Genomic DNA, 19263 nt, shown 5'->3' with positions numbered 1-19263 from the left:
CGCACCCGTGGCATCGGACAGCCATCGCCGAGTCCCCGTCAGGCGCGAGCCTGGGGAGCCGGGGACCCACTCGTGTCCCTGGGGTGAATCGGACCGCCTTCGCGGGGCTCTGCCCGCGTGGAGGGGCCCGTAGGAGACCTTCCTGCTCCGAACCCGTCAGCTGACCCGGTAGGCGAGAGGGAAGGAAAGGACCAGCCACTTCATGGCGTTCACCCGTGCCACCGGGAAGCACCGTGCCCGCAACGGTAGGAGCCGCAGGGGCGCGAGCGCCGCGGGCGCCGCGACACTCACCGCGACAGGGGTCATCGGAACCCTCGCCGCCTCCCCGGCGCTCGCCGCCGACGCGCGCGTCGAGGCCGCATCGCAGACCGGTCTGGCCCACGCCATCGCCCTCGGCGACTCCCTCCCCGGCGTGATCGACGACCAGGCGGACGCCCAGCGCCACGCCGCCGACCGGGTCGCCAGGATCAAGGCCGAGGCCGTCGCGAAGGCGGAGGCCAGGCGCATGGCGGACGCCCGCGCCAAGGAGATCCGCGCCGAGCGGCAGCGCGCGGCGCGCGCCGCGGAACGCGAGCGCCTCAACACCTTCCAGCTCCCCGTCGCGGGCTCGTACATCACCACCGGGTACCGCACCGGCGGCTCGCTGTGGTCCTCCGGCAGCCACTCGGGCGTCGACTTCCGCGCCGCCACGGGCACTTCGGTCGTCGCCGTCGGCGCGGCCACCGTGGTCGAGGCCGGCTGGGGCGGCTCGTACGGCAACAACATCGTGCTGCGGATGAGCGACGGCACCTACACCCAGTACGGCCACCTCTCGTCCATCGCCGTCTCCGTCGGACAGAGCGTCGCCGCCGGACAGCGGATCGGGCTCTCGGGCGCCACCGGCAACGCCACCGGACCGCATCTGCACTTCGAGGCGAGGACCGGCCAGGAGTACGGCACCGACATGGACCCCGCCGCGTATCTGCGGGCGCACGGCGTCACCGTCTGACGACGCGCGCCGGGCCCCGCCCGGCCGCACCGTCCCGATCCGCCTCCGTTGGCCAAAAGATATCCATGGATTTCGGGCACCCTTCGGAAATTCGCGTTGATTGCAATAGAGTCACGGAACAGGCGTCAATCGGCTGCGTTTCGCGCGGATTAAGGCGGAGGTTCGGACATGCGCATTCCCGCGCACTCGGTATGCACGGCCATTCGCGACGACATCGTCTCCGGCCTGTTCGAGCGGGGCGGCAGACTCACCGAGGAACACCTGGCGCGGCGCTACGGCGTCTCCCGCGTCCCGGTGCGTGAGGCCCTTCGCACGCTGGAGTCGGAGGGCTTCGTGACCACCCGCCGCCATGTCGGCGCGTGTGTGGCCGAGCCCACGGAGCAGGAGGCGGCGGACCTCCTGGAGGTGCGGCTGCTGCTGGAGCCGCTCGGCGCCGCACGGGCCGCCCAGCGCCGTACGGAGGCCCACCTCAAGGTCCTGCGCGGCCTGGTCAGACTGGGGCAGGAGCGGGCCAGGCGCGGCCAGGGCGAGGACCTGCGCTCCCTCGGTGCCTGGTTCCACGAGACGCTCGCCCAGGCATCCGGCAGCCCGGCGCTCACCGCGCTGCTCACCCAGCTGCGGCACAAGATCGCCTGGATGTACCTGGTCGAGCAGCCCGCCCACCCCGTGGAGTCCTGGGCCGAGCACGGCGCGATCGTGGACGCGGTGGCGCGCGGCGACGCCGAGCGGGCGCGGGCCCTCACGGCGCTGCACGCCGAGCGGACCACCGCGGCGCACCGGCTGCGCCGTCCGGAGCGCGGCCGGGAAAAGGTGAGGGCTTCGCAACATGCCGTAAACATCGCGAGCGCTCCGCATTAACAATCACGCCGTATACAAAGACATGAATTGGGCGGGGGATCTTTCTTTGCTGCCCGCGTGAATAAAAGGGAGCCGTGGTCCACTGAATTCCGTGGACCACGGCTCGGTCACGCTGTCACGCTGTTATGAAACGTCCCGCCGTTACGAGATGAGCCGCAGCAGCAGGTTGGGCGAGCCCGTACCGACGCTGGAGAGCGCGCCGGAGGTGGCCCCGCCGGTCAGGGCGCTGAGCACCGCGGCCGGGGTGGCGCTGGTGTGGCCCGCCAGGTAGACCGCTGCCGCGCCCGCCACGTGCGGGGTGGCCATGGAGGTGCCGGAGAGCGTGGCGGTGGCCGTGTCGCTGGTGTTGTAGCCCGCGACGATGGACGAGCCGGGCGCGAAGATGTTCACGGCCGAGCCGTAGTTGGAGTAGCTGGCCTTGGCGTCCGTGCTGGTGGTGGCGCCCACGGTGATGGCGGTGGCGACCCGGGCCGGGGAGTACGAGGACGCCAGGGCGCCGTCGTTGCCCGCCGCGACCGCGTAGGTCACACCGGAGGCGATGGAGTTGGAGACCGCCGTGTCGAGCGTGGTGCTGGCGCCGCCGCCGAGGGACAGGTTGGCGACGGCCGGCTTGACGGCGTTGTTGGTGACCCAGTTGATGCCCGCGATCACCCCGGCGGTGGTGCCCGAACCGCTGCTGTCGAGCACCTTGACCGCCACGACCTTGGCCGACTTGGCCACGCCGTAGGTGGAGCCCGCGATCGTGGTGGCGACGTGGGTGCCGTGGCCCTGGTCGTCGTTGGCCGAGGTGGAGCCGGTGATCGCGTTGTAGCCGTACGAGGCCCGGCCGCTGATCTGCGTGTGCGTGATGCGGACGCCGGTGTCGATGACGTACGCGGTCACCCCGGAGCCCGCCGTGTCCGGGTAGGTGTACGTGCCGTTCAGCGGCAGGGCGGCCTGGTCGATCCGGTCCAGGCCCCAGGGGGCGCTGGTCTGGGTGGCGTCGACCTGGACCTTCTGGTCCTGCTCGACGAGCGCGACGGCCGGGTCGGCGGCGAGACGCTTGGCCTGCGTCTCGCTGAGCTTCGCCGCGTAGCCGTTGAGCGCGCCGTCGAACGTGCGGGCGACCTTGCCGCCGTACTCGGAGACGAGACCCTTGCCCGTCGCCGAGGCCGCGGAGAAGCCGGCCGCTTCCTTGAGCGTGACGATGTAGCTGCCCTCGACCGCGGTGGGGGACCCGGCGTGGAGGATCTTGCCTTCGGCGGGTGCGGCGTGGGCGGGGAGCGCCGCGCCGGTGCCGAGCAGGGCGACAGCGGCTGCCGCGGCGATCGCGGTCGCGAATCTGCGCCGGCTGGAGAGGCTGTTGTCACGTATCACTGTCATCGCGAGGGGTTCCTCCTCGGTGAATTGGCGCGCGGCAAGGTGGGGTGCGCGCCGATGGGGGAAGTGCACGTGTTCGCAGATGTAAACCGGAGGTGAATTTTCCACCTACCGGCGGGTTAAAGATTGCAGCAACTACCCGTGTAGAACAAGAGAGTTGGCGTCTTGTCATATCCCTGTCATGAAGAAGAAATGGATCCTGCGCATATCAGCGCCGGCAGGGCGCGCGGAGGCCCGGAGGAATCGCCGTCACAGGGGCGAAGCGGGCGTCAGGTCGGGCGGAGGCCGCGCGTCGGGCGGAGGCCGCACGAACGACACCGCTCCCGTACTCGCCCGGACAGGGCGGATACGGGAGCGGTGGTGGTGGGCGGGTTGGGACCCCGGAGGTCTCAGACCGTCTCGGGCAGCTCGTCGAGCCCCTCGGCGACCAGCTTCGCCAGCCGGTCGAGAGCCGCCTCGGCGCCCTCGGCCTCGGAGGTGAGCACGATCTCCTCGCCGCCCTGCGCGCCCAGACCGAGCACCGCGAGCATCGAAGCGGCGTTGACCGGGTTGCCCTCGGCCTTCGCGATCGTCACGGGCACGCCGGCGGCCGTGGCGGCGCGGACGAAGATGGAAGCGGGACGGGCGTGCAGGCCCTCGGCCCAGCCGACATTGACGCGGCGCTCAGCCATGGTGTTGCCCTTCAAGTCTAAAAAGTCGTAAAAACGGTGTCTGATCCAGACTCTCATGTGCGAAGGGGTGCGCTTTCCTCGACCCCGCCCGAGCCGTCCCGAACGGCCTCCGGGGGCCGCGCTCCGGCGGCCGGTCGCCGTAGGATCGGTTCATGGAGCCGCCGCCGGACCACGCGTACCCCGCCCACTGGGAAGCGGACGTGGTGCTGCGCGACGGAGGCACCGCCCGGATCAGGCCGATCACCACCGGTGACGCGGGGCGGCTGGTCAGCTTCTACGAGCAGGTCTCCGACGAGTCGAAGTACTACCGCTTCTTCGCCCCCTACCCGCGCCTCTCCGACAAGGACGTGCACCGCTTCACCCACCACGACTACGTGGACCGGGTGGGGCTCGCGGTGACGGCGGGCGACGAGTTCATCGCGACCGTACGGTACGACCGCATCGACGCGCGCGGCATGCCCGCCTCCGCGCCGGCCGACGAGGCGGAGGTCGCGTTCCTCGTGCAGGACGCGCACCAGGGACGCGGGGTCGCCTCCGCCCTGCTGGAACACATCGCGGCGGTCGCCCGCGAACGCGGCATCCGGCGCTTCGCGGCCGAGGTGCTGCCCGCCAACGGCAAGATGATCAAGGTGTTCCGGGACGCCGGCTACACCCAGAAGCGCAGCTTCGAGGACGGCTCCGTACGGCTGACCCTCGACCTCGAACCCACCGCCGAGTCCCTGGCCGTCCAGCGTGGCCGGGAGCAGCGGGCGGAGGCGCGCTCCGTGCAGCGCCTGCTCACCCCCGGATCCGTCGCCGTCGTCGGCACCGGCCGCGCGCCGGGCGGGGTCGGCCGCACCGTGCTCGGCAACCTGACCGGCGCGGGCTTCACGGGCAGCGTGTACGCGGTCAACCGGGCATTCCCCGAGGACCGGCACGAGATCGACGGGGTCCCCGCCTTCCGCTCGGTCGCCGCGATCGGCGAACCCGTCGACCTCGCGATCGTCGCCGTCCCCGCCGAGCGGGTACCGGAGGCGGTCGACGACTGCGGGCGGCACGGAGTCAGGGGAGTGGTGGTCATCTCCGCCGGTTACGCGGAGAGCGGCGCCGAGGGCCGGGCCCGCCAGCGCGAACTGGTGCGCAGGGCCCGCTCGTACGGGATGCGCATCATCGGCCCCAACGCGTTCGGGATCATCAACACGGCAGCCGCCGTCCGGCTCAACGCCTCCCTCGCGCCCCGGCCGCCCGACCGCGGCCGGATCGGGCTGTTCACCCAGTCGGGCGCGATCGGCATCGCCCTGCTCGCCGGATTGCACCGGCGCGGCGCGGGGCTGTCCTCGTTCATCTCCGCGGGCAACCGCGCGGACGTCTCGGGCAACGACATCCTCCAGTACTGGTACGAGGACCCGGACACCGATGTCGCCCTGCTCTACCTCGAATCCATCGGCAATCCGCGCAAGTTCACCCGGCTGGCCCGGCGCACGGCGGCCGTCAAGCCGGTCGTCGTCGTCAAGGGCGCCCGCCACAGCGGCAGCGAGCCGCCGGGCCACGCGGTCCCGGCCACCCGTATCCCGGACGCCACGGTCTCGGCGCTGCTCCGGCAGGCGGGCGTGATCCGGGTGGACACGGTCACCGAGATGGTCGACGCGGGCCTCCTGCTCGCCTACCAGCCGCCTCCGGCCGGGCCGCGCGTCGCCATCCTCGGCAACTCCGAGTCCCTCGGCCTCCTCACCTACGACGCCTGCCTCACGGAGGGCCTGCGCCCCCTGCCGCCCCGCGACCTGACCACTGCCGCGACCCCCGCCGACTTCCGCACGGCCCTGGCCGAGGCGCTCCACGACCGGGCGTGCGACGCGGTGGTCGTCACGGCCATCCCCCATGTCGGGGAGACCGGCGCCACGACCCCCGCGGACGGCGAGGCCCTCGCCGCAGCCCTGCGCGAGGCGGCGGCCGGCGCCCCGGCGAAGCCGGTCGCCGTGGTGCACCTGGAGATCGGCGGCCTGGCCGAGGCACTGTCGGCGCCGCCGCGGGCCGCGCGCGCGGAAGCGGAAGGGGAGGAGAAAGCGACGGAGGACCGGGCCGCTCGCGCGGAGGAAGCGGAAGACGAAGAGGAGAAGACCGAGGACAGCGCCCCCGCCACCGGCCGCGTTCCCGCGTACCCCGCCGCCGAGCGGGCCGTCAGAGCCCTCGCCGAGGCCGTCGGATACGCGCAGTGGCGGCGGCAGGCGGCCGAGCCGGGCAAGGTGCCGGAGTTCCTCGACGAGGCCATCGACGAGAACGCCGCCGCCGCGCTCATCGACCGGCTGCTGGGCCGGGCGCCCGACCCGCACGGAGTGCCGCTGGCGCCCGGCGACGCGCGGGAACTACTGGCCCTCTACGGCATTCCGGTACGGCCCGCCCGGCCCGCGCCGACGCCCGACGAGGCCGTGGCCGCCGCCGCGCGCCTCGGCTACCCCGTCGCGCTCAAGACGACCGCGCCGCATCTGCGCCACCGCTCGGACCTCGGCGGCGTACGGCTCGACCTCGCCGACGAGGCCCAACTGCGCCTCGCCTACCGCGAACTGACCGGGGCCCTCGGCACCCCGGCCGAGCTGCGCCCCGTGGTGCAGGCGATGGCGCCGCGCGGGGTGGACACCGTCGTACGGGCCGCCATCGACGCGGCGGCGGGCGCCGTGATCTCGTTCGGGCTCGCGGGGGCGCCGTCCGAGCTGCTCGGCGACCTCTCCCACCGGCTCGTGCCCGTCACCGACCGCGATGCAGCCGAGCTGATCAGATCGATCAGGACCGCCCCGCTGCTGTTCGGCTGGCGCGGCTCCGCGCCCGTCGACACCCCCGCCCTGGAGGAGCTGCTGCTGCGCGTCTCCAGGCTGGTGGACGACCACCCCGAGATCGTCTCCGTCACCCTGGAGCCCGTCGTCGTCGCGGCGTACGGCCTGTCGGTGCTGGGCGCGAGCGTCCGCCTCGCGCCGCCGCCCGCCCGCGACGACCTCGGCCCGCGCCGTCTGCCCAGCTACTGAGGCGCCGCGAGGCGGGGGAGCGGGCGGAAGGAGTAAGGGGCGCGGCCCCACGGGGACCGCGCGACCTCCCGCACGGGCGTCTCCGGCAGCCATCCGGCCACCGTAGGATGGCTCCCATGGCGAAGACCGGTACGACGACCCAGGGGCTGCGCACGGCGATCGAGCGCAGCGGCTACTACCCGGCTCTCGTGGCCGAGGCGGTGGAGGCCGCAGTCGGCGGCGAGCCGATCACGTCGTACGTGGTGCACCAGGAGACCACTTTCGACGCCAACGAGGTACGCCGGCACGTCACCGTCCTCGTGCTGACGGCCCACCGCTTCATCGTCAGCCACACCGACGAGCAGGCCGCCGACTCCAGCTCCCCGACCCCGTACGCCACCACCTCCACCGAATCGGTCAAGATCGACCGCATCTCGTCGGTCGTGGTCAGCCGCGTCGTCGCCAACCCCGAGGCGTACAAGCCCGGCTCGCTGCCGCGCGAGGTCGTGCTCACCATCGGCTGGGGCGCCGTCTCCCGGATCGACCTGGAGCCCGCCGCCTGCGGCGACCCCAACTGCGAGGCCGACCACGGCTACACGGGCAGCTCCACCGCCGACGATCTGAGCCTGCGCGTGAGCGAGGCCGGCGACGGCCCCGACACCGTCCGCCAGGCGCTCGCCTTCGCCCAGGCGCTGTCCGAGGCCACCGCCGCCACCGCGGCGGCCGGCCGCTGATGGCCGCCCAGCCCCTCTGGCAGGACCCCGTCCCGCTCGACCTCGCCACCGCGCCGCTGCCCGAGTACGGCAGCGGCTCGCTCGCCGATCTGCTGCCCACCCTCGCCGCCGGTCAGGGCGTACCGGAGCTGACCGCCGCCATCCCCGAACTGACCCCGGCCGACCGGAACTGCGTCTTCCTGATAGACGGCCTCGGCTGGGAACAGATCAAGGCCCACCCGGACGAAGCGCCGTATCTGACCTCGCTGCTGGGCACGTCGCGCGGCAACACCGGCCGTCCTCTCACCGCCGGTTTCCCGGCCACCACCGCGACCTCGCTCGCCTCGGTCGGCACGGGGCTGCCGCCCGCCGCGCACGGACTGCCCGGCTACACCGTCCGCGACCCCGCGACCGGCGCGCTGATGAACCAGCTCCGCTGGAAGCCCTGGACGGACCCGCACGTCTGGCAGCCGTACCCGACCGTCTTCCAGCTGGCCGACGCGGCGGGCGTCCACACCGCCCAGGTGTCGGCGCCCGCCTTCCAGCACACCCCGCTCACCAGGATCGCGCTGAGCGGCGGCACCTTCTTCGGCCGGCTCTCCGGCGAGGAGCGGATGGACCTGGCCGCCGAGCAGCTCGCCGCGGGGGACCGGTCGCTGGTCTACACGTACTACAGCGAGGTCGACGGCAAGGGCCACCGCTTCGGCATGGACTCCGACGCCTGGCGCGGCCAGCTCATGTACGTCGACCGGCTCGTGCAGCGCCTCGCCGAGCAGCTGCCGCCCCGCGCCGCGCTCTATGTGACCGCCGACCACGGGATGATCGACATCCCCTTCGACGAGCAGTCGCGCATCGACTTCGACGAGGACTGGGAGCTGAGCGCCGGGGTCACCCTGCTGGGCGGCGAGGGCCGGGCCCGGCACGTCTACGCCGTACCCGGCGCGGCGGCCGATGTCCTCACCGTCTGGCGCGAGGTGCTCGGCGAGCAGTTCTGGGTGGCGAGCCGGGACGAGGCGATCGCGGCGGGCTGGTTCGGCCCGCCCGGCGCGATGGACGAGCGGGTGTACGGACGGATCGGCGATGTCGTCGCCGCCGCCCACGACGACGTGGTCGTCACCGCCTCCCGGCTGGAGCCGCACGAGTCGGCGATGGTCGGCATGCACGGCTCGATGACCCCCGTGGAACAACTCGTCCCGCTCCTCGAAGTACGCTCGTAGCCCGCCGCACCGGATCCCGCCACCGTGCGGCCCGCCGCGTCCCCGGCGGCGCAGCCACCCACCCGAAAGGCCGTCACCCCCTCATGCCAGAGCTGGTGTTCTTCTCCGGAACGATGGACTGCGGAAAGAGCACCCTCGCTCTGCAGATCGAGCACAACCGCTCCGCGCGCGGACTCCAGGGCATGATCTTCACCCGGGACGACCGGGCGGGCGCGGGCAAGCTCTCCTCCCGGCTCGGCCTGGTCACCGACGCCGTCGAGGCAGCCGACGGCTTCGACTTCTACGCGTATCTGGTGGACCGGCTCTCCCAGGGCGGCCGGTGCGACTACGTCATCGCGGACGAGGCGCAGTTCCTCGCCCCCGAACAGGTCGACCAGCTCGCCCGTGTCGTGGACGACCTGGATCTCGACGTCTTCGCCTTCGGCATCACCACCGACTTCCGCTCCAAGCTCTTCCCCGGCTCGCAGCGGCTCGTGGAGCTGGCCGACCGGGTCGAGGTGCTCCAGGTCGAGGCGCTGTGCTGGTGCGGCGCGCGCGCCACGCACAACGCCCGTACGGTCGGCGGCGCCATGGTGGTCGAAGGGGCGCAGGTCGTCGTGGGGGACGTCCACCAGAACGGCGCCGAGGTCGGCTACGAGGTGCTGTGCCGGCGCCACCACCGGCGCCGGACGACGGCGGCCACCGCCCGCGCCGCCACGCTCTCGCCGGACGTGCTGCCCGTCTGACCCCGGCCGGCCCGGCTCCGGACCGCCCCGGACAGCGGCGTCAGACGACCGGGTCCGACTGGACTATCGTGAACACCGCGCCCTCCGGGTCGGCGACCGTCGCGTGCCGCCCCGTCAGCCCCTCGCGCGGCGGCTGGATCACATGGCCGCCCAGCTCGGTCACCAGCAGCGCGGCGGCGTCGGTGTCGTCCACCTCGAAGTACGTCATCCAGTGCGAGCCGAGATCGCGGTTGAGGGCCCGGCCCATCCCGTGCAGCGAGGCGACGGGCCGTCCCTCCAGGCGCAGCGTCAGAAAGTCGAAGTCGGCGGAGACGGTCGCCTCCACGTCGTAGCCGAACAGCGCCTCGTAGAACTTGCCGACGTTGGAGGTCTCGCGGGTGATCAGCTCGTTCCAGACCGGGGTGCCGTGCGCCCCGGCCACCGCCGTCCCGGTGTGCGCCGCCGCCTGCCAGATCCCGAAGACCGAGCCCGCCGGGTCCGAGGCTATGGCCATCCGGCCGGCCTCGGCCGCGTCGAGGGGGCCGACGCCGACCGTACCGCCGCAGCTCCTGATCGTCTCGGCCGTCAGGTCCGCGTTGTCCGTCGCCAGATAGGTCGTCCACGCGATCGGCAGATGACGGTCGGGCGGCAACTGGCCGATGCCCGCGATCTCCTTGCCGTCGAGCAGTCCGCGGACGTACGGTCCGAGTTGCTGCGGTCCGGGGACGAACTCCCAGCCGAACAGCGCGTGGTAGAACTCCTCGGTCGCGGCAAGGCCGTGCACCATCAGACTCACCCAGCAGGGCGTGCCGGGTTTACGCCGGATCGCAGCCTCGGTCATCGTCACTCTCTCCTCGGACCTTCGTGCCTTCGTGGTGGCCGTGCGGGGGCCGGGCGCCAGGGCGGCCAACGGCCGTGCCCGCCCGAGCAGATGCTCGCACCCACCGGCTTCCGCCGCTCCGCGGCCGCGCCGCTTTTGGCGGGATCTCGATCCGCTGTTTACCGTCCGTTTCTCCGCCGTTACGGGCGGGGCGGGCCACCGGGCCGGTCCGCGGAGTCCCGCCCGGCCGACGGCGCCCGGCACGCACCCGCGCGGTGCTGTCCACCCCGTGATCGCGGGAACCACTCGGCCGGGCATGCTTTACGGGCGTAAGGCGCCGCTTCACGGACCCGTCCCGGGAGAGGATGGCGTCCATGACAGCCATCATCACCGCAGCCGAACTCTCCGGCGAGTCGGCCGGTCAGCGCCCGCCGGTCCTGCTCGACGTCCGCTGGCGACTGGGCGGGCCGCCCGGCCGCCCGGAGTACGAGGCGGGCCATCTGCCGGGCGCCGTCTACGTCGACCTCGACACGGAGCTGGCGGGCCCGCCGGGCGCGGGCGGCCGGCATCCGCTGCCCGACGTGGCCGCCTTCGGCGCGGTGATGCGCCGCGCCGGGGTCCGCGCGGACGGGCCGGTCGTGGTGTACGACGGCGGTCAGGGCTGGGCGGCGGCCCGCGCCTGGTGGCTGCTGCGCTGGACCGGCCACCCCGACGTCCGTGTCCTGGACGGCGGTCTCGCCGCCTGGACCGGCCCGCTCACCACCGACCGCCCCGCCCCGGCCGAGGGCGACTTCAGCCCGGTCCCCGGCGCGCTGCCCCTGCTGGACGCGGACGGCGCTGCGGCCCTGGCCCGTGAGGGGCTGCTGCTGGACGCGCGGGCGGCCGAGCGCTACCGGGGCGACGTCGAGCCGATCGACCGCGTGGGCGGCCATGTGCCCGGCGCCCTGTCGGCCCCCACGACGGAGAACGTGGCCGAAAACGGCAAGTTCCTCCCGTCAGGGGCCCTCGCGGCCCGGTTCGAGGCGCTGGGCGCCACCGCCGTCACCGATGGCGGCGTGGGCGTCTACTGCGGCTCCGGCGTCTCCGGCGCCCACGAGGTGCTGGCCCTGGAGATCGCGGGCGTCCCGGCGGCGCTCTACGCGGGCTCCTGGTCGCAGTGGTCGGCCGACGCGTCCCGCCCGGTCGCCAAGGGCCCCGACCCCGGCTGACCGTCCCGGCCCGGACACCCCGGGACGCCGCGAGGGGCCCGTACCACCGTCCGGTGAGTACGGGCCCCTCGGTTTACGTACGTAAGGACGTGCCACCTCCGAGGAAGCGCGTCCGCGAGCCTCGCGTTTGGCACCGGACCCCGCTCGCTGATGCGGCCAGAACCAGAGGAAAGGCCCTAGTCCTGTTTCTTGCGGCGCGTCCCGAACACGATCTCGTCCCAGCTGGGCACCGCGGCCCGGCGGCCCGGACGCACGCCGTCCGCTTCCGCCTGGCGGTCCGTCGTGCCCGTGAGCCGGTCGCGGTGACCGGCCACCGAGCGCGGCATGAGCACATCCGCGTACGCCGACCCGGCACCGGCCGAGGCGGCGGGCGCCACCGGCTCCTCGTCGGCCTCCGGGTCCTCGTCCTCGTCGGTGTCCTGGGGCTCGGCGGGCGCCGGGCGTTCCGGTACGACCATGTCGCCGCGGAAGCTCGGTACCGCCTCCAGCAGGCTGGTCAGCGAGTCGCGTTCGCTCGTCTCGTCCGGGTCGGGTGCGGCGGGCCGCTCCATCGGTCGGTCGAGGGAACGATCCAGCGGACGGTCGCGCGGCAGCCGCGCGATCCTCGGCACGAACGGGAAACTCGGCTCCTTCGAGGTGACCGTGTCATCCGTGTCGCCGATCAGCGCGCGCGCCTCGTCGTCGACGGCCTGGACGAGCCGCCGGGGCGGGTCGTACGTCCAGCTCGCCGAGTGCGGCTCGCCCGCGACCAGGTAGACGAGCAGGACTTCCCAGGTGCCGTCGTCGCGGCGCCAGGAGTCCCACTGGACGGTCTCCCGGTCGGCGCCGCGCAGCGTCAGCCGCTCCTGGACCGCCTCGCCCAGCTGGGGGCCGGTGTTCTCGCCGGGCCGACGCACGGCGGTCTTCCTGGCCCGCTCCGCCATGAAGGCGCGCTCGGCGAGGACAGGACCCTCGAAGCGGCGGACCCGGTCCACCGGGATACCGGCGTGCTGGGCCACCTCCTCGGCGGAGGCACCTGCTCGTATCCGCGCCTGGATGTCGCGGGGCCGGAGGTGGCTCTCCACCTCGATCTCGATCTGACCGAGCCTGGCCCGGTCATTGCGCACGGCGGCGCGCAGCCGCTCGTCGATCGGAAGTGTGTATTCCGTACTGTCGGCAGCTTTGAGCACCAGTCGTGTGCCGTCGTTGGAGACGGCCACGACACGCAGTTCGGGCATGGGGACCTCCCGGGTGGTGCCTGCCGACGTCACGTGCGTCGCTGCTTCCGCTAGTCGAGTGTGACCTGCCCGGGTGCAGCCTGCCACAACCTTTCCGTGCTGCCCGGCGTGTCGGGCATGTGCCCTGGATCGCCGATGGCACGGTTACCTATTTTGCGACGCAGGGTGACGATACCCGTCACTCCGTGCAGCAGGCGACCGCGGGTGCCACAGCTCCACCGGATCGAGTGCCACGTTCGGCCCCCTTCCCGTAGGTCCCGGATCCCGTGAGGGAGTCCGGCCCCAGGGCTCGCCACAGTACTCCATTCGGGCCACGGGGGTGGACCGCCGCGCCGTCCAAGTTCTCTCCGGGCAGGGGAGTTGACGTGCCCGGCCGGGGCTCCCGGGGTGTCCTGCTTCACAGAATCAACCGAAACGGAACTATCCGTTTCGCCCAGGTGTCTCTTCCTGGTGCAAGGTGGGACAGATGGGCAAGCAGGGGCAGTGAATGGATCAGAGGCCGGACAGCGGTACGCGCGTGGGAGCGGGGGAGAGCGGAGCGGGTGCGGTACGGGAGACGGGCAAGGAGCGGCGGTTCGAACTGAGCGTGCCGCAGGTGGCGGGCAGCGCGCTCGCCGCGGTCGCAGCGGCGGTGCTCGCCTCGCAGCTCGGCGTGTACGGCACGATCATCGGCGCGGGCGTGGTGAGCGTCGTCGCCACCTGCGGCGGTTCGGTCTTCCAGCACCTGTTCCGGCGCACCGGTGAGCAGATACGGGTCGTCACCGTCCAGGCGCGGCCGGGCGGCCGCCAGGTGCCCCTGCCGCCCCAACCCCCCGAACCCCCCGTCCCCCTCGAAACGCCTGGAATCGCGCGGGCGGACGACGCGGAAGCCGCCGGCGCCCCCGAGGAGTTCGGCGTGCCCACCACGCACGGCACCCGGGCCCGCGGCTGGAAGCGCCCGGTCCTCGCCGCAGCGGTCGTCTTCCTGGTCGCGATGGCCGGTATCACCGGATACGAACTGATCGCCGGTCAGGACCTGAACGGCAACAAGGGCACCTCCGTCGGATACGTCGTCAGCGGCGGCGCCCGCTCCACGCCGTCGAGCACCCCCTCGGACTCACCGGAGCCCGGTCAGGGACAGTCGTCGGCCGACTCGACACCGGGCGGCGCCGGTACGGACGCCACCGCCTCGCCCGACGCCGGGCAGAGCACCGGCACCGGGCAGGACGACGGCACCGGTTCGTCGGCCGAGCCGTCCACCGGCCCGTCGGGGACCGGCGACACCAGCGGTTCCGGATCGTCCGGCACGGCCCCGGCGCCGACCCCCTCCGGCAGCGCCGGCTCGGCGACGAACGACACCGGAAGCGGCTCCGCCAACGGCGGCGCCACCGGTCAGGACAGCGGCGTCACCGGCCAGGACACCGGCTCCGGCACATCCGGTACGGACGGCACGTCCGCCCACTGACCGCGGCGCCGGGCGCGCCCGCCGTCAGTCTCCGAGGACGCGCCGCAGATAGTCGTTCCCGAACCGCCGGTCCGGGTCCAGCCGGTCCCGTACCGCGGTGAACTCGCCGAAGCGCGGATAGACCCGGGACAGATACGCCGCGTCCCGGGTGTGGATCTTCCCCCAGTGCGGCCGGCCGCCGTGCGCGGTCATGATGCGCTCCACGGCGGTGAAGTAGGCGCGGTGCGGCGTCCCTCGGTACAGATGCGCCGCTATGTACACGGTCCGGCGGCCCGAGGCGGTCGAGAGCGTGATGTCGTCGGCGGGCGCCGTGCGTATCTCCAGCGGAAAGCTGATCTTCAGCGGGGAGCGCTCGATCATCGCCTTGACCTCGCGCAGCGCCCCCACGGCGGCCTCCTCGGGCAGGGCGTACTCCATCTCCAGAAAGCGCACCCGGCGCGGAGAGGTGAAGACCTTGTAAGGGATGTCCGTATAGGTACGGGCGGAGAGCGCCCGGCTGGAGATTCCGGCGAGCGCGGGGATGGTCGCGGGTATCGCGCGCCCCAGCGAACAGGCCAGCTGGAAGGCGCCGTTGGAGAGCAGCTCGTCGTCGATCCAGCCGGCGACCCGGCCGGGCGGGGCGGCGGGACCGGCGCTGCGGTTGTTGCGCTTGGTGTTGCAGTTGCCGGTGTGGGGGAACCAGTAGAACTCGAAGTGCTCGTTCTCGATGACGTGCTGGTCGAATTCGGCCGTGACCCGGTCGAAGGTCATCGGCTCCTCACGGGCCGACAGCAGGAAGACCGGCTCCACCGCGAAGGTGATCGCGGTCACCACCCCCAGCGCGCCGAGACCGACCCGCGCGGCGGCGAAGACATCCGGATTCTCGTCGGCGGAGCAGCGCAGCACGGTGCCGTCGGCGGTGACGAGTTCCAGGGCGCGGATCTGGGCGGCGGTCGAGGCCGAGTCGCGGCCGGTGCCGTGGGTGCCGGTCGAGGTCGCGCCCGCGACGGTCTGCTCCATGATGTCGCCCATGTTGGTGAGCGACAGGCCCTCGGCGGCCAGTGCCAGGTTCAGCCGCTTGAGCGGGGTGCCGGCCGCCACGGTGACCGTCCCGGCCGCGCGGTCGATCCCGCGGATGCCGGTCAGCAGATCGGGCCGTATCAGCACCCCGTCGGTCGCGGCGGCGGCGGTGAAGGAGTGGCCCGTACCGACGGCCTTCACCCGCAGCCCGTCCTCGGCCGCCGCGCGCACCACCGCCGTCACTTCCGCCACGGAGGCCGGGGAGAGCGCGCGCGCCGGGCGCGCGCCGACGTTCCCCGCCCAGTTACGCCACGCGTTCCCCGGTTTCGTCCGTGTCGTTCCGCTCGCGCCCCTCGGATTCCCGGTCGTCATCCGCCCCGTGCCCTCCTCGCGTCGGTACCGGCCCGCGCAGCCGGCGATACCCGAGGAACGCCACCACGGCCGCGACCGCGCCCGCCGCGACGGGCACCGCGTACCCCGCCTGCGCCCCGGCGGCGTCCACCACCCACCCGGCGGCCGACGAGCCCAGCGCCACGCCCACCGCGAGCCCGGTACTGGTCCAGGTCATGCCCTCGGTCAGCTTGGTGCGCGGTACGTGCGCTTCGACGAGGGCCATCGTGGTCACCATCGTGGGTGCGATCGACAGGCCCGCGACAAAGAGCGCCACGGCCAAGAACGGCAGGTTCCCGGCCAGTTGGAGGGGGATCATACTCACGGCCATCGCGCAGACCCCCACCAGCCACCGCCGCGAGGCGGGCCCGGTCAGATGCAGCAGCCCGAACACCACGCCCGCCAGACAGGACCCCAGCGCGTAGACGGCCAGGACCAGGCTCGCCGCCGCCTTGTGCCCCCGCTCCTCCGCGAACGCGACCGTCACCACGTCGACCGCCCCGAAGATCCCGCCGGTCGCCACGAAGGTGGCCACCAGCACCCGCAGACCGGGGGAGCGCAGCGCCGAACCCCCGGTGTGCTGCTCCTTGGGCTGCGGTACGGGCTCCGTGGCCCGCTGCGCCGTCAGCCACACCACCCCGGCCAGCAGGAACACGGCGGCCAGCAGCGGGCCCGCCTCCGGGAACCAGGCCGTCGAGAGCCCGATGGAGATGATCGGGCCGAAGATGAAGCACAGTTCGTCGACGATCGACTCCCACGCGTACGCGGTGTGCAACTCGCGCGGGGAGCCCCGGTAGATCGCCGCCCAGCGCGCCCGCACCATCGAGCCCACGCTCGGCACGCACCCCGAGCCCGCCGCGAAGACGAACAGGGTCCAGTCGGGGGCGCCCCGCTGGGCACAGATCAGCAGCCCCGCGACGGCAGCGACCGCGACCAGGGTCGCCGGGCGCAGCACCCGTGCCTGGCCGTGCCGGTCGACCAGCCGGGAGATCTGCGGGCCGAGCGCCGCGGCCGACAGCGCGAGCGTCGCGGAGAGCGCTCCGGCCAGCCCGTAACGGCCGGTGAGCTGGGAGACCATCGTGACGATGCCGATGCCCATCATGGCCAGCGGCATCCGTCCGAGCAGGCCGGCGGCGCTGAATCCCCTGGTACCGGGAGCGGCGAAAATCGCTTGATAGGAACTGGGCAACGGGACGCTCCGGTAAGGATCGAATCTGGCCGGTACAGATTACGGTCACCCGCCGACGGCGCGCGCCCGCTTTTCCGGCCGCCGTTCCGGCCACGCCGGGCAGGGGCTGCTGTCCGGCGGGGCGGGGCTGATGGCAGGATCGAAACATGCCCGAACAGCACGCGAATCCCCCCTACGACGCCCTGCTCCTGCTGTCCTTCGGCGGCCCCGAGGGGCCGGACGACGTGGTTCCGTTCCTCCGGAACGTGACCCGGGGCCGGGGCATCCCCGAGGAGCGGCTCAAGGAAGTGGGGCAGCACTACTTCCTGTTCGGCGGCGTCAGCCCGATCAACGACCAGAACCGCGCCCTGCTGGCCGCGCTGCGCGAGGACTTCGCCGAGCACGGCGTGGAGCTGCCGGTCTACTGGGGCAACCGCAACTGGGCGCCGTATCTGACCGACACCCTGCGCGAGATGGCCGCCGACGGCCGGCGCCGGATCGTCACCCTCGCCACCAGCGCGTACGCCTCGTACTCCGGCTGCCGCCAGTACCGCGAGGACCTGGCGGGCGCGCTCGCCACCCTGGCGACGGAGGGCGTCGAACCGCCCCGGGTGGACAAGCTGCGCCACTACTTCAACCACCCCGGCTTCGTCCGGCCCATGGCCGAGGGCGTGCTCGCCTCCCTCGCCGATCTGCCCGAGGACGCACGGGCGGGAGCGCACCTCGCCTTCACCACCCACTCCATCCCGGACGCGGCGGCCGACACCTCGGGCCCGGCCGAGGAGCACGGCGGGGGCGGCGCCTATGTGGCCCAGCATCTCGACGTGGCCCGGCTGATCGTGGACATCGTCCGCGAGGAGACCGGCATCGCGTACCCCTGGCGCCTCGTCTACCAGTCGCGCAGCGGCGCCCCGCACATCCCGTGGCTGGAGCCGGACATCTGCGACCACCTGGAGGCGCTGCACGGCGAGGGCGTCCCCGCCGTCGTGATGGCCCCCATCGGCTTCGTCTCCGACCACATGGAGGTCCTCTACGACCTCGACACGGAGGCCACCGCCAAGGCCGCCGAACTGGGACTGCCCGTGCGCCGTTCGGCGACCGTGGGCGCGGATCCGCGCTTCGCCGCGGCCGTACGGGATCTCGTCCTGGAGCGCGCCGCCACCGAGCGGGGCGAACCTGCGCGGCGCTGCGCCCTGGGCGCGCTCGGCCCGAGCCACGACCTGTGCCCGGTCGGCTGCTGCCCCGCCCGCGCGCCCAAGCCCGCCGCCGCGGGCGCCGACAGCCCGTACGCCTGAAGGAGCCCGCCGTGACCGACGCACCGCCCGACCCGGCCCTCACCGGGGAACTGCTCGACCTCGCCCTGGAGGCGGCGCGCCGGGCCGGCGCCCTGCTGCGCGACGGCCGGCCCGACGATCTGGCCGTGGCCGCCACGAAGTCCAGCCCCATCGACGTCGTCACCGAGATGGACATCGCCGCCGAGAAACTGATCACCGGCTATCTCGCCGAGCGCCGCCCCGACGACGGCTTCCTCGGCGAGGAGGGCGCCAGTTCGGCGGGCAGCAGCGGCATCCGCTGGGTCATCGACCCCCTGGACGGCACGGTCAACTACCTCTACGGGCTGCCGACCTGGGCCGTCTCCATCGCCGCCGAGCGGGACGGCGAGACCCTGGTCGGCGTCGTCGAGGCGCCGATGCGCGGCGAGACGTTCCGCGCCGTGCTCGGCGGCGGCGCCTTCCTCGGCGACCGCCGGCTCGCGACCCGCCCGGCGCCTCCACTGGAGCACGCGCTCGTGTCCACCGGCTTCAACTACGTCACCACCGTCCGCACCCATCAGGCGGACATCGCCCAGCGGCTGATTCCGCGGCTCAGGGACATCCGGCGCGGCGGATCCGCCGCCGTCGACCTGTGCGACGTGGCGGCCGGCCGGCTGGACGGCTACTACGAGCGCGGGCTGCACCCCTGGGACCTGGCGGCCGGGGCCCTGATCGCCCGCGAGGCGGGCGCGCGCACCGGTGGACGGCCAGGGACGCCTCCCGGCTTCGATCTGACCGTGGCGGCCCCTCCAGGGGTCTTCGAGCCCCTGCTGGAGCTGCTGGAGGAGTACGGCGCCTGGCACGACTGAGCCACGACGCCCCCCGGCATACGAAAGGGGCCCCGGCGCCATCCCCTCGGCGCCGGGGCCCCTTCTCCGTATCGGATATTCGTACGTTCGTCCGTACTGATATCTGTCTCAGGTATCGACTGCGGCTCGTGCTGTGCTGGTCCTGCCGTACTCGCCGTCCGGCCGCTCTCGCCGGCGCGGGCGCGGTGTGCCGGATCAGGCGCCGCTGGCGGCGCCGACCTCCACCCCGTGCTCGGCGGCGAGCCGGCGCAGGTCTTCCAGCTCCTCCTGTTCGACATCCGCGAGGAAGTCGTCGCCCGTCTCCCGGGCATGGGTCAGATCGGTCTCCGTGGCCTTTATGCGCTGAAGAAGCCCGGCGGTGAACGCGTCCATTGCGCCCCCTCGTCGTGGGTCAGTGGCACGGGGGTGTG

General features: G+C 73.1%; 17 protein-coding genes and 1 riboswitch. Of the genes, 10 read left to right on the top strand and 7 right to left on the bottom strand.

The window, feature by feature from the left end:
- The first annotated feature begins 15 nt into the window (after positions 1 to 15).
- Positions 16 to 190, top strand: a riboswitch (cyclic di-AMP (ydaO/yuaA leader).
- A 12-nt stretch (positions 191 to 202) separates the two neighbouring features.
- Together OG627_RS07295 and OG627_RS07290 are read left to right on the top strand one after the other, a co-directional pair.
- Positions 203 to 988: a M23 family metallopeptidase gene (locus tag OG627_RS07295; RefSeq protein WP_329062627.1), complete on the top strand. Its 786-nt coding sequence runs from the start codon at positions 203 to 205 to the stop codon at positions 986 to 988.
- A gap of 168 nt (positions 989 to 1156) precedes the next feature.
- Positions 1157 to 1846 carry a GntR family transcriptional regulator gene (locus OG627_RS07290; RefSeq protein ID WP_329062625.1) on the top strand — a complete coding sequence of 230 codons (690 nt, stop codon included), beginning with the start codon at positions 1157 to 1159 and terminating at the stop codon, positions 1844 to 1846.
- 141 nt (positions 1847 to 1987) lie between these two features.
- Here the strand turns inward: OG627_RS07290 and OG627_RS07285 are convergent, their stop codons facing one another.
- The gene (locus OG627_RS07285; RefSeq protein WP_329062623.1) at positions 1988 to 3208 is read right to left on the bottom strand and encodes a S8 family peptidase; all 1221 of its coding nucleotides are present in this window, start codon (positions 3206 to 3208) and stop codon (positions 1988 to 1990) included.
- A 386-nt stretch (positions 3209 to 3594) separates the two neighbouring features.
- Positions 3595 to 3876 carry an HPr family phosphocarrier protein gene (locus OG627_RS07280; protein ID WP_329062621.1) on the bottom strand — a complete coding sequence of 94 codons (282 nt, stop codon included), beginning with the start codon at positions 3874 to 3876 and terminating at the stop codon, positions 3595 to 3597.
- Between the two features lie 152 nt (positions 3877 to 4028).
- On the opposite strand from OG627_RS07280, the gene OG627_RS07275 reads away from it, so the two are divergent.
- The 4 genes from OG627_RS07275 to OG627_RS07260 all read left to right on the top strand — a co-directional run bounded on the left by OG627_RS07275 (position 4029) and on the right by OG627_RS07260 (position 9506).
- Positions 4029 to 6872 (top strand): bifunctional acetate--CoA ligase family protein/GNAT family N-acetyltransferase, encoded by a 2844-nt coding sequence (locus OG627_RS07275; RefSeq protein WP_329062619.1) that lies wholly within the window; start codon positions 4029 to 4031, stop codon positions 6870 to 6872.
- 116 nt (positions 6873 to 6988) lie between these two features.
- A complete protein-coding gene (locus OG627_RS07270) occupies positions 6989 to 7585 on the top strand; it encodes a DUF5998 family protein (RefSeq protein ID WP_329062617.1) in 597 nt (198 codons plus the stop codon).
- Positions 7585 to 8781, top strand: a complete 1197-nt coding sequence (locus tag OG627_RS07265; RefSeq protein WP_329062615.1) for an alkaline phosphatase family protein — start codon at positions 7585 to 7587, stop codon at positions 8779 to 8781. Before OG627_RS07270 ends, OG627_RS07265 begins: the two co-directional genes overlap by 1 nt.
- 83 nt (positions 8782 to 8864) lie before the next feature.
- Positions 8865 to 9506, top strand: coding sequence for a thymidine kinase (locus OG627_RS07260; protein ID WP_329062613.1), 642 nt, complete (start codon positions 8865 to 8867; stop codon positions 9504 to 9506).
- Between the two features lie 40 nt (positions 9507 to 9546).
- Here the strand turns inward: OG627_RS07260 and OG627_RS07255 are convergent, their stop codons facing one another.
- Complete coding sequence (locus OG627_RS07255) at positions 9547 to 10326, bottom strand: VOC family protein (protein WP_329062611.1); 780 nt, start codon at positions 10324 to 10326, stop codon at positions 9547 to 9549.
- A gap of 353 nt (positions 10327 to 10679) precedes the next feature.
- Here OG627_RS07255 and OG627_RS07250 point away from each other — a divergent pair, with 353 nt between their 5' ends.
- Entirely contained in the window at positions 10680 to 11513 is an 834-nt protein-coding gene (locus OG627_RS07250) for a sulfurtransferase (RefSeq protein WP_329062609.1), read from the top strand.
- Positions 11514 to 11689: 176 nt separating this feature from the next.
- Here OG627_RS07250 and sepH read toward each other — a convergent pair whose 3' ends face one another.
- Complete coding sequence (sepH, locus tag OG627_RS07245; protein ID WP_329062607.1) at positions 11690 to 12730, bottom strand: septation protein SepH; 1041 nt, start codon at positions 12728 to 12730, stop codon at positions 11690 to 11692.
- Between the two features lie 487 nt (positions 12731 to 13217).
- Here sepH and OG627_RS07240 point away from each other — a divergent pair, with 487 nt between their 5' ends.
- On the top strand, positions 13218 to 14174 hold the full coding sequence (locus tag OG627_RS07240; RefSeq protein WP_329062605.1) for a hypothetical protein: 957 nt from the start codon (positions 13218 to 13220) through the stop codon (positions 14172 to 14174).
- Positions 14175 to 14198: 24 nt separating this feature from the next.
- Here the strand turns inward: OG627_RS07240 and OG627_RS07235 are convergent, their stop codons facing one another.
- A complete protein-coding gene (locus OG627_RS07235) occupies positions 14199 to 15545 on the bottom strand; it encodes a D-arabinono-1,4-lactone oxidase (RefSeq protein WP_329062602.1) in 1347 nt (448 codons plus the stop codon).
- A complete protein-coding gene (locus OG627_RS07230) occupies positions 15478 to 16752 on the bottom strand; it encodes an MFS transporter (protein WP_329062600.1) in 1275 nt (424 codons plus the stop codon). Before OG627_RS07230 ends, OG627_RS07235 begins: the two co-directional genes overlap by 68 nt.
- Positions 16753 to 16898: 146 nt before the next feature.
- On the opposite strand from OG627_RS07230, the gene OG627_RS07225 reads away from it, so the two are divergent.
- Complete coding sequence (locus OG627_RS07225; RefSeq protein WP_329062599.1) at positions 16899 to 18026, top strand: ferrochelatase; 1128 nt, start codon at positions 16899 to 16901, stop codon at positions 18024 to 18026.
- Positions 18027 to 18037: 11 nt separating this feature from the next.
- Positions 18038 to 18853: an inositol monophosphatase family protein gene (locus OG627_RS07220; protein ID WP_329062597.1), complete on the top strand. Its 816-nt coding sequence runs from the start codon at positions 18038 to 18040 to the stop codon at positions 18851 to 18853.
- Between the two features lie 195 nt (positions 18854 to 19048).
- Here OG627_RS07220 and OG627_RS07215 read toward each other — a convergent pair whose 3' ends face one another.
- Positions 19049 to 19225 carry a hypothetical protein gene (locus tag OG627_RS07215; protein ID WP_199566112.1) on the bottom strand — a complete coding sequence of 59 codons (177 nt, stop codon included), beginning with the start codon at positions 19223 to 19225 and terminating at the stop codon, positions 19049 to 19051.
- Between the last annotated feature and the right edge of the window lie 38 nt (positions 19226 to 19263).

The organism is Streptomyces sp. NBC_01429 (assembly GCF_036231945.1).
Taxonomy (GTDB): Bacteria; Actinomycetota; Actinomycetes; order Streptomycetales; family Streptomycetaceae; genus Streptomyces.
Note: the sequence above shows the minus strand (reverse complement) of the source record. Positions and strands in the feature narration are given on the sequence as shown.